The 8,508-nt window shown below is 41.0% G+C and carries 7 protein-coding genes; all 7 read left to right on the forward strand.

Annotated features, from left to right (window positions below; all coding sequences use genetic code 11):
• Positions 1 to 12: 12 nt before the first annotated feature.
• The 7 genes from WKJ04_RS14905 (at position 13) to WKJ04_RS14935 (ending at position 8,362) form a co-directional block, all read left to right on the forward strand.
• Positions 13 to 954, forward strand: a complete 942-nt coding sequence (locus tag WKJ04_RS14905) for a Wzz/FepE/Etk N-terminal domain-containing protein (protein WP_337881130.1) — start codon at positions 13 to 15, stop codon at positions 952 to 954.
• Positions 951 to 2,024, forward strand: a complete 1,074-nt coding sequence (gene rfbB / locus WKJ04_RS14910) for a dTDP-glucose 4,6-dehydratase (RefSeq protein ID WP_337881131.1) — start codon at positions 951 to 953, stop codon at positions 2,022 to 2,024. The genes WKJ04_RS14905 and rfbB overlap by 4 nt, the downstream gene beginning before the upstream one ends.
• Positions 2,021 to 2,893 (forward strand): glucose-1-phosphate thymidylyltransferase RfbA, encoded by an 873-nt coding sequence (gene rfbA, locus WKJ04_RS14915; RefSeq protein ID WP_337881132.1) that lies wholly within the window; start codon positions 2,021 to 2,023, stop codon positions 2,891 to 2,893. Before rfbB ends, rfbA begins: the two co-directional genes overlap by 4 nt.
• A 54-nt stretch (positions 2,894 to 2,947) precedes the next feature.
• Positions 2,948 to 4,237, forward strand: a complete 1,290-nt coding sequence (locus WKJ04_RS14920) for a lipid II flippase MurJ (RefSeq protein ID WP_337881133.1) — start codon at positions 2,948 to 2,950, stop codon at positions 4,235 to 4,237.
• 7 nt (positions 4,238 to 4,244) lie between these two features.
• The gene (locus WKJ04_RS14925; RefSeq protein WP_337881134.1) at positions 4,245 to 5,177 is read left to right on the forward strand and encodes a glycosyltransferase family 2 protein; all 933 of its coding nucleotides are present in this window, start codon (positions 4,245 to 4,247) and stop codon (positions 5,175 to 5,177) included.
• 135 nt (positions 5,178 to 5,312) lie between these two features.
• A complete protein-coding gene (gene asnB, locus WKJ04_RS14930; protein WP_337881135.1) occupies positions 5,313 to 7,256 on the forward strand; it encodes an asparagine synthase (glutamine-hydrolyzing) in 1,944 nt (647 codons plus the stop codon).
• Complete coding sequence (locus WKJ04_RS14935; RefSeq protein WP_337881136.1) at positions 7,256 to 8,362, forward strand: glycosyltransferase; 1,107 nt, start codon at positions 7,256 to 7,258, stop codon at positions 8,360 to 8,362. Before asnB ends, WKJ04_RS14935 begins: the two co-directional genes overlap by 1 nt.
• Positions 8,363 to 8,508: the final 146 nt, after the last annotated feature.

The following is an 8,508-nucleotide window of genomic DNA, read 5'->3' on the forward strand; positions in this document are numbered from 1 at the left end:
ATGGAGAGTTAGATGTTGTCCAACGAGCAAAAATATATCGAACACAATGACGAACAGTTTGATTTAATTGACCTTATTAAAGTACTTTGGGGTGGTAAATACCTAATTGTTGTTGTCACATTTCTGTTTGCGATTGGATCTGTGACCTACAGTCTGATGCAGCCAAATATTTATAAATCAGAAGCCCTCTTATCCCCTGTAGTGGAAAGTGGAGGCTTAAAGCTGCCAAGTCAGTTAGGTAGCTTGGCTGCCATGGCAGGTGTCAGTTTAGGTGGCTCTAGTGGAAGCAAGACGGATTTTGCGATTGAACTATTGAAATCGCGAGATTTTGTCAGCCGGTTTATCGAAGAAAACGAGTTAAAAGTACCGGTACTTGCGGCTACTGGTTGGGACTTGGCGACAAATACGTTAGTTCTGGATGACGAAGTTTATGATAAATCTGCAGAAAAATGGGTGAGGAAAGTTGAATTGCCATTTGCACCAGAGCCAAGTGTTCAAGAAGTGTATACAGTATTTAAAGATAGTTACTCGGTAGTGAAAGATAAAACGACAGGAATGGTGTCTATCAGTATTGAACATTATTCACCTTATTTAGCTCAGCAATGGCTCTTAAAACTTATCACTACGATTAATGAAGAAATGCGTCAACGAGATTTAAATGAGGCTAAACAGAGCATAGACTACCTGAATCAACAGTTGTCAAAAACACATTTAGCTGAGATGAAAACTTTGCTTCATACGTTAGTTCAGGAGCAAATTCAGATCATTACTTTAGCCAATGTAAGATCAGAATACACATTCAGGATGATCGATAAACCTATAGTAGCGGAGGAGAAAATAAAACCAAAGCGGGCAATTATAGCAATGGTTGGTACCGTTTCTGGCTTCTTATTCGGTGTTCTGTTTGTTTTTTTCAGGTATGTACTGATAAATCGTAGAAGCAAAAAAATATGAAGTTTTTACTGACAGGGGGAGCTGGATTTATCGGCTCAGCTTTTTGTCGATACGTGATTAATCATACTCGAGACTCAGTAGTTAATCTAGATAAACTGACCTATGCAGGCAGATTGGATTCTGTGGCGGATGTGTCAGATTCTAGTAGATATGCATTTGTAAAAACCGATATATGTGATGCTGATGCAGTAAGGTCGGCATTGAGGGAATATCAACCTGATGCAGTAATTCATTTGGCTGCTGAAAGCCACGTCGATCGCTCTATCGCTGGTCCCGCGCCATTTATTCATACAAATATTTTGGGCACTTACACTTTATTGGAAGCTTGCAGGGCCTATTGGCAGGAATTGCCACTTCAGAAAAAAAATAAATTTCGTTTTCATCAGGTATCTACAGACGAAGTTTATGGCGAATTACAAAATCCAGAACTCGGGTTCAACGAAGGGACAGGATACAACCCAAGTAGTCCATATTCTGCTAGCAAAGCAAGCGCAGATCATTTAGTGAGGGCTTGGAGAAGAACTTTCGGCTTACCTACGCTCATCAGCAATTGTTCCAATAATTATGGTCCCTACCAGTTTCCTGAAAAGTTAATTCCGACAGTGATTAAGAATGCATTGGCGGGTACTCCAATTCCGATTTATGGTAGCGGCGACCAAATTCGTGATTGGTTGTTTGTAGCCGATCATGTGCGGGCTTTATATACTATTGTGAGACAAGGGAAACCTGGAGAGACTTATAACGTAGGTGGAAAAAGTCTGAAGAAAAACATAGACGTTGTACTAAGCATATGCTCAATTCTCGAAGAGATTGTGCCGCATAAACCGGCCGCAATTACTCGTTATGCGGATTTGATTTCATTTGTGAGCGATAGGCCTGGTCATGATTTTTGTTACGCTACAGATATTTCTAAAATTGAACGAGAATTGGGATGGACGCCTCAGGTTAGTTTTTCGTCTGGTTTGCGGGCAACTGTAGAATGGTATTTAAGCCATGCTCATTGGATGAACACTTCTTTGGATGATGATTGGGTGGTTCAGCAGTTTGTGCCTGAGGGCTCAAGGAAATGAAAGGGATCATACTTGCGGGTGGTACAGGTAAACGGTTGTATCCAATTACTTTTGGCGTGTCTAAGCATGTATTGCCTATCTATGACAAACCGATGATTTACTACCCACTGTCAGTGCTGATGTTGGCTGGTATACGCGAAATTCTAATCATTACCACAGCTGAGGATTTAAATGCTTTTCAGCGGTTACTAGGTGATGGCAGTGCGTTCGGTATTATTCTAACTTACGAAATTCAATTGTCACCTGATGGAATTGCTCAGGCATTCCTCATTGCTGAATCATTTGTTGGTAACAGCCGTGTTTGTTTAGTGTTAGGAGACAATATTTTTTTCGGTCAAAATTTCAGCCCTAAGTTAAAACAAGCTGTGATGAGACCAGGTGCGACCATTTTTGGTTATCAAGTCTTAGATCCCGAGCGCTTCGGTGTAGTTGAGTTTGGAGTGAATCAGAAAGCAATTTCTATCGAAGAGAAGCCCTCAAGACCAAAATCGAATTATGCGGTTACTGGTTTATATTTTTATGACAGTGATGTAGTGAGTATTGCCAAATTGATTCAGCCATCAAAACGTGGTGAACTGGAAATATCCTGTATTAATAGAGAATACATGGCTAAAGGAGAGTTACATGTTGAGGTCTTGGGTCGAGGGTTCGCTTGGTTAGATACCGGAACATGTGATTCATTGCTGGAAGCGTCGTCCTTTATTCAAACTATAGAACACCGACAAGGCTTTAAAGTTGCTGTAATTGAAGAAATTGCATTGATGAATGGTTGGATCGATGAAGAGACCGTTTTGCGGAGAGCTCAGTTAATGAAATGCAATTCATACGGCAAGTATTTAATGAATATGGTCTTTCAGCGTCAAATTTGACGAAATTGTCAGTTGGTAATATTTTCCTATAAGCTTTAGAAGGTTTTCTATTCTGTGAATAATCAGAGCGACCATCAGACAAGAATACGTAAAGCGTTTGTCATGGTGTCTTTATTTGTTCTTTTAGGCAAGTTTGCCGGTGCAGCTAAAGAAATGGCTGTTGCTTGGCGCTATGGAACCTCAGCATATTTGGATGCTTATTTATTTGTGTTTAACTATGTCAGTTTCCCTGTGTCTATATCTTTAAGTATCTTTTCCGTAACATTGATACCGCTGATATCCAAGTACGTTGGAACAGAAAAATTAACTAAATTTAGGTCTGAGTTTTTCACGTTTACTATATTGTATTCGTTAATTGTGTGGTTCATTTCATACTTCAGTATTGAATATATTTTGACACACTCAACTATGAGTCAACAGATGCTGACGTATTCAATTGAAATTTTGCCAGATATGTCTGTTTTAATTCCATTTGCATGTGTTTCTGCTTATTTTTCTGTGTTGATGATGTCTAACGAAAAACATTATAACACTCTCTATGAGTCCATTCCTCCATTGTTTGTTATATTTGTTATTATAATTCCATTTGATATAGTGAAAAACCCACTCGTATTCGGAACAGTTGTGGGTTTTATAGTGCATTTAATAGTCTTATATTTCTGGGGTATGAATAAACCAAATTTGAAGCCATCATATACGATTCAGCAGACAGAAATGTGGAGGCAGCTTGCCACAAACATTGGTGTTGTCATGGTTGGGCAAATATTGATGTCAACACTGTCATTAATTGACCAGTATTATTTAGCTAGGTTGGACGCCGGCAGCGTTTCGTCGCTGAGTTATGCGAGCAAATTGTGCGCTCTGCTTTTAGGACTGGTAGCAACTGCTATTAATCGTTCTACTTTACCCGTGTTTTCTTCAATGAAGCCAGAGCTGGAGAAAGATCTAATCTTTAATCTGCTTATCAGGTGGACTGGTATTGTATTTTTTTTAGGGTTATTTTTTGTTGTTGCAGTTTATTTTTTTGGTGATTTATTGGTTTTCATATTGTTTGAGCGCGGGGCTTTTGATGCAAATGCTACAAAAAATGTAGCGGATATTTTTTTAATATTGGCACTTCAATCACCGATGCACTTCGTATATCTACTTATCTCTACTTACTTTGTATCGATACGTCGATATGATTATGTGGCATTTTGTTCACTACTATGCGTTATGAGTAAAGTTTTCAGTTTGGAGTTTTTAGGTTTCAATACAGCAGAACTTGTTGCGGCGTCCACGGTACTAGTGTATCTGGTTGCCTTTATTTTTATGATTTTTTTTGTTGTTAGGGATAGAAGCTGAATTATTTATGCAACGTCCAGTCATTAGTGTTTGTACACCAACATATAATCGAGCTCATACGATTGCTCGAGTGTTTAAAAGCTTGGAAAGCCAGTCTTATAGAAATTTTGAATGGATTATTGTCGACGATGGCTCCACAGACAACACAAGGAACGTGGTCGAGAGTTTTTGTCAGACTGCAGATTTCCCTATAATTTATCATTACCAAGCTAATGCACATAAAAAAACCGCAGTGAACAAAGCTGTTAGTCTGTCATCCGGAGAGTTTGTTCTTATAGCTGATTCTGATGATGAGTTTCCCGAAGACTCTATTGAATCCATGGTGATTTGCTGGAATTCCATCCCAGAAGACAGTAGACAGATATTCGCTGGCGTTTCAGGTTTGTGTGAAGACCAGAATGGAATAATAGTGGGAGATTTATACCCGTCAGACGACGGCTACCTTGATTCTGATACCATAGCCCTGAGACTCATTCATACAGTTTCTGGAGAGAAATGGGGAATGGTAAAGCGTGAGTTAATGCTGAAATATGCCTTTCCAGAATCTGTTCCTGGGCACATTCCTGAAAACTATATGTGGTCTCAAATTAGCGACGGATATAAAACACGTTTTTTTAATAAAGTTGTTCGGATTTATTACCAAGACTCTGGCAATCAGTTATCTAATATCAATGACTTTAGACCTAACTCCCTAGGGGCATTGGTTTCAAAAAAAGTTTCCCTTTCAATCGAAATCAAATATTTCCGTGCCAAGCCAACATATTTTTTTATGGAAGGCTGCCGGTGGTGGCGGTTTTTGATGCATTCGCGTCATATGGCTCATATTACGGAATACCTGCCACAGAGTAAGGTGGGGTTAAGTGTGGTTGCCTTAACTATGCTACCCGGATTGTGCTGGTTTTTATTCGATACCCTTAAGTTTTGGGCAGAAAGGCGCTGATTTCTAGCCTCATTCGTAAGATGAGCTTAGAAGTCTTAAAATATGCGGTCAATCATTTTAATTGCAGTTTATTCGATCGTGACGTTAAACATCATCATATCTACCTGATAGACGAATAACTGAAAAGGACATTTCATGTGTGGATTAGCGGGCGTCTTGGCTCCGGCCGAACTATTGGTCAGTCACTCAGCACTACTTAGAATGATGGGGCAAAGCATCTCCCATCGTGGGCCTGATGACGAAGGCATATATACATCAGATTGTGGTGAATTTGGTCTGGTACATCGACGATTAGCGATTGTTGATTTATCTGACGCTGGTCACCAACCTATGTTTAGTGCCGATAAACGATTTGTGTTAGCTTTTAATGGGGAAATTTACAATCACAGGGAACTGAGGAGGGAACTCAATGAAATCGTGCCACGGGTTTGGCGCGGACACTCTGACACTGAGACATTATTGGCCGGTATTTGCCAATGGGGTTTGGAAGAGACTATTACGCGTGCTGTAGGGATGTTTGCTATTGCGTTATGGGATACTCAAAACAAGACGTTAACACTGGTCCGGGATCGGGCTGGAGAAAAGCCAATTTATTATGGCTATAGCGGAGGTGCGTTTTTGTTCGGTTCCGAACTGAAGGCACTTAAGGCCCATCCGCTATTCAATAATGAAATCGATATCGCAGCGTTGTCGTTAATGTTACGACACAAATATGTACCTGCACCAAGAACAATTTACCGGCGGTTCAGTAAACTTGAGCCAGGTTGCATGCTTACGTTGACCCTGGATGACCTGACATCAGGTAGCCTTTGTCATTTAATTAAGCGGTATTGGTCATTTAATGAAGCTCTTGAACGAATGAGCAAGACCTCTTTTGCTGGCTCGGACGAGGAGGCATTAACGCTGTTGGAAACTCAGTTGTCACAAACTGTTGGTGAGCAGATGTTGGCTGATGTACAGGTCGGTGCTTTTTTGTCCGGTGGAACCGATTCTTCTCTAATTGCCGCTTTAATGCAGGCGCAATCAAGCAAACCAATCCGCACATTTACAGTTGGTTTCCACGTCCCAGGTTACAACGAAGCTGAACATGCTAAATCAGTTGCGGAGCACTTGCATACAGATCACACAGAGATCTACGTCACAGAACGAGATGCATTAAATGTTATTCCAAAATTACCGCAGATATATGATGAGCCATTCGGTGATAGTTCACAAATTCCCACGTTTTTAATAGCCAAGGAAGCTCGGCGTCATGTCACTGTAGCATTATCTGGTGATGGTGGTGACGAACTGTTTGCTGGCTATACTAGATACGAACATAGTCTGAAGTTGCAGAGAAAACTTTCGGCGGTTCCTGCTTCAGTGTTCAAAGCACTATCCTGTTGCCGATCAATATTTCATTCGGACATATGGCGGCGCTTGGATATACTTTTTGGTCACGCAAATACAGGTTTACTGTCAAATGGCATGTCAAGGATTGCTGAACTTGCAGAGTGCGACCGCTTTTCTGGTTTGTATACTCAGGTTGTATCAGATGTAAAAGACCCGCAGCGTCTACTCCATAACTGTCCTCCTTCTAAGCTTTTTTCTGAACATGACTTACTGCCAGATGATCAAGCACGATTAATGTGGATGATGACCTGTGACAGTAAAACCTATTTACCAGACGATGTTCTGGTTAAAGTAGACAGAGCAAGCATGGCGGTTTCGCTTGAAGGAAGGGTACCAATGCTTGACCACCGATTTATTGAAGCTGCTTTGGCGATGCCGCTTACAGTCAAAAAGCGAGGTCCAATTGGTAAATGGGTATTAAAGCAAATGTTGTACCGGCATGTTCCCCAATCTCTGCTCGATAGGCCAAAAACAGGTTTTGCTGTACCCATTGATCATTGGCTGCGAGGACCACTGAAGGATTGGGCTGAAGCACTGCTGGACCCAAGTAAATTAGATCAGCAGGGAATATTTAATTCTCGTATGGTCCGCAAATATTGGTCTGAACATCAATCGGAACACAGAGACTGGCAATACATGTTATGGAATATACTGATGTTTCAAAGCTGGTTGGAGGAACAAGGCTGATGTCTCCACCAGTAAAACGACCAGGACATACAGTATTTCTAATTACATCACTTGAAGGTGGCGGCGCAGAAGGTGTTTGTGCCAATATTGCGTCAGGATTAGCTGATCAGGGAATGTCACTAGAGTTGATCGTACTGCATATGCATAACTCTGTTTACCATAACAGCCTGTCAGGTAAAGTGAAGTTAACGGTACTGGGGGTGAGACAAGCCCGGCATGCGTTTCTACCGTTAATTCGATATTTAAATAGCATACAGCCTGAGCGTGTCGTGGTGTTCAATTATGAATTGGCTCACGTTATGGTATTAATCCGCCCGTTTTTAAGATTGAAGTTTCAATTAATCGGCAGGAATATCAATACTTTCTCTGCAAATGCGTTACGCCAATCATCGTCATTACAGCGTTTTGTTGTTAATCCGATACAGAAGTTTTTATATAGTCGGTTAGATCATGTTATCAATCAATGTCAGGCTATGCGAGAGGATTTATTGGTACATGTGCCTATTCGGCCAGAAAAAACAAGTGTCATTTACAACGCGGTAAATCGGCGAACAGGTGTTATTGCACAGTCAGCAGTGCCAAAACCAGAATTCCCTGGATACATTTTATGTGTCGGTCGATTGGAGGAGCAAAAAGCGCTCCATCGTGCGGTTGATGCCTTTTCATTGATTCGACAAGATTTTAGTGGGCTCCGTCTGAGATTTCTTGGGCAAGGTAGCCTCGAAAAGCAGCTTAAAGAGCAAGCATTGCATCGAGGAGTCGGAGAGTGGGTCGACTTTTTGGGGTTTACCGCAGATCCGGTGAGTCATTACCTTGGTGCCCGTTGTGTATTGCTTACTTCGTTATATGAGGGATTTCCAAATGTTCTGATCGAGGCTGTGACATTGGGGGTGCCGGTAGTGTCAGTCGATTGCCCAAGTGGTCCAAAGGAAATCATTCAGCCAGGTGTAAATGGTATCCTGGTTCAGGGGTATGAACCACTTGATATTTCGAAGGCGTTGTACTCATGTTTAACGAAAGTGTGGACTATTGATAAAATCAAACGTACTGCACTGCCTTATTCGAACGCCGAAGTGATAAACTGTTGGTGGAATTTCCTGACATAAAAATGCGGTTCATATTTACTGCTTCTGGAGTTTTTCATTGAACTTATATATTGGACCTGTCGTTTTTTTGTTATCTGTTACATTGCTGATAATGTATCGCAAGATCGTTGGCCGTTATAATCTAGTTAGTTGGTTTTATATATCGT

Origin of the sequence: Rheinheimera sp. (assembly GCF_037442345.1) — a bacterium.
Lineage (GTDB): Bacteria > Pseudomonadota > Gammaproteobacteria > Enterobacterales > Alteromonadaceae > Pararheinheimera.

Bases quoted from the DNA above. Each gene is read 5' to 3' on its own strand.
- WKJ04_RS14905 (WP_337881130.1), top strand. From the start codon at position 13: ATGTTGTCCAACGAGCAAAAATATATCGAACACAATGACGAACAGTTT.
- rfbB (WP_337881131.1), top strand. From the start codon at position 951: ATGAAGTTTTTACTGACAGGGGGAGCTGGATTTATCGGCTCAGCTTTT.
- rfbA (WP_337881132.1), top strand. From the start codon at position 2,021: ATGAAAGGGATCATACTTGCGGGTGGTACAGGTAAACGGTTGTATCCA.
- WKJ04_RS14925 (WP_337881134.1), top strand. From the start codon at position 4,245: ATGCAACGTCCAGTCATTAGTGTTTGTACACCAACATATAATCGAGCT.
- asnB (WP_337881135.1), top strand. From the start codon at position 5,313: ATGTGTGGATTAGCGGGCGTCTTGGCTCCGGCCGAACTATTGGTCAGT.
- WKJ04_RS14935 (WP_337881136.1), top strand. From the start codon at position 7,256: ATGTCTCCACCAGTAAAACGACCAGGACATACAGTATTTCTAATTACA.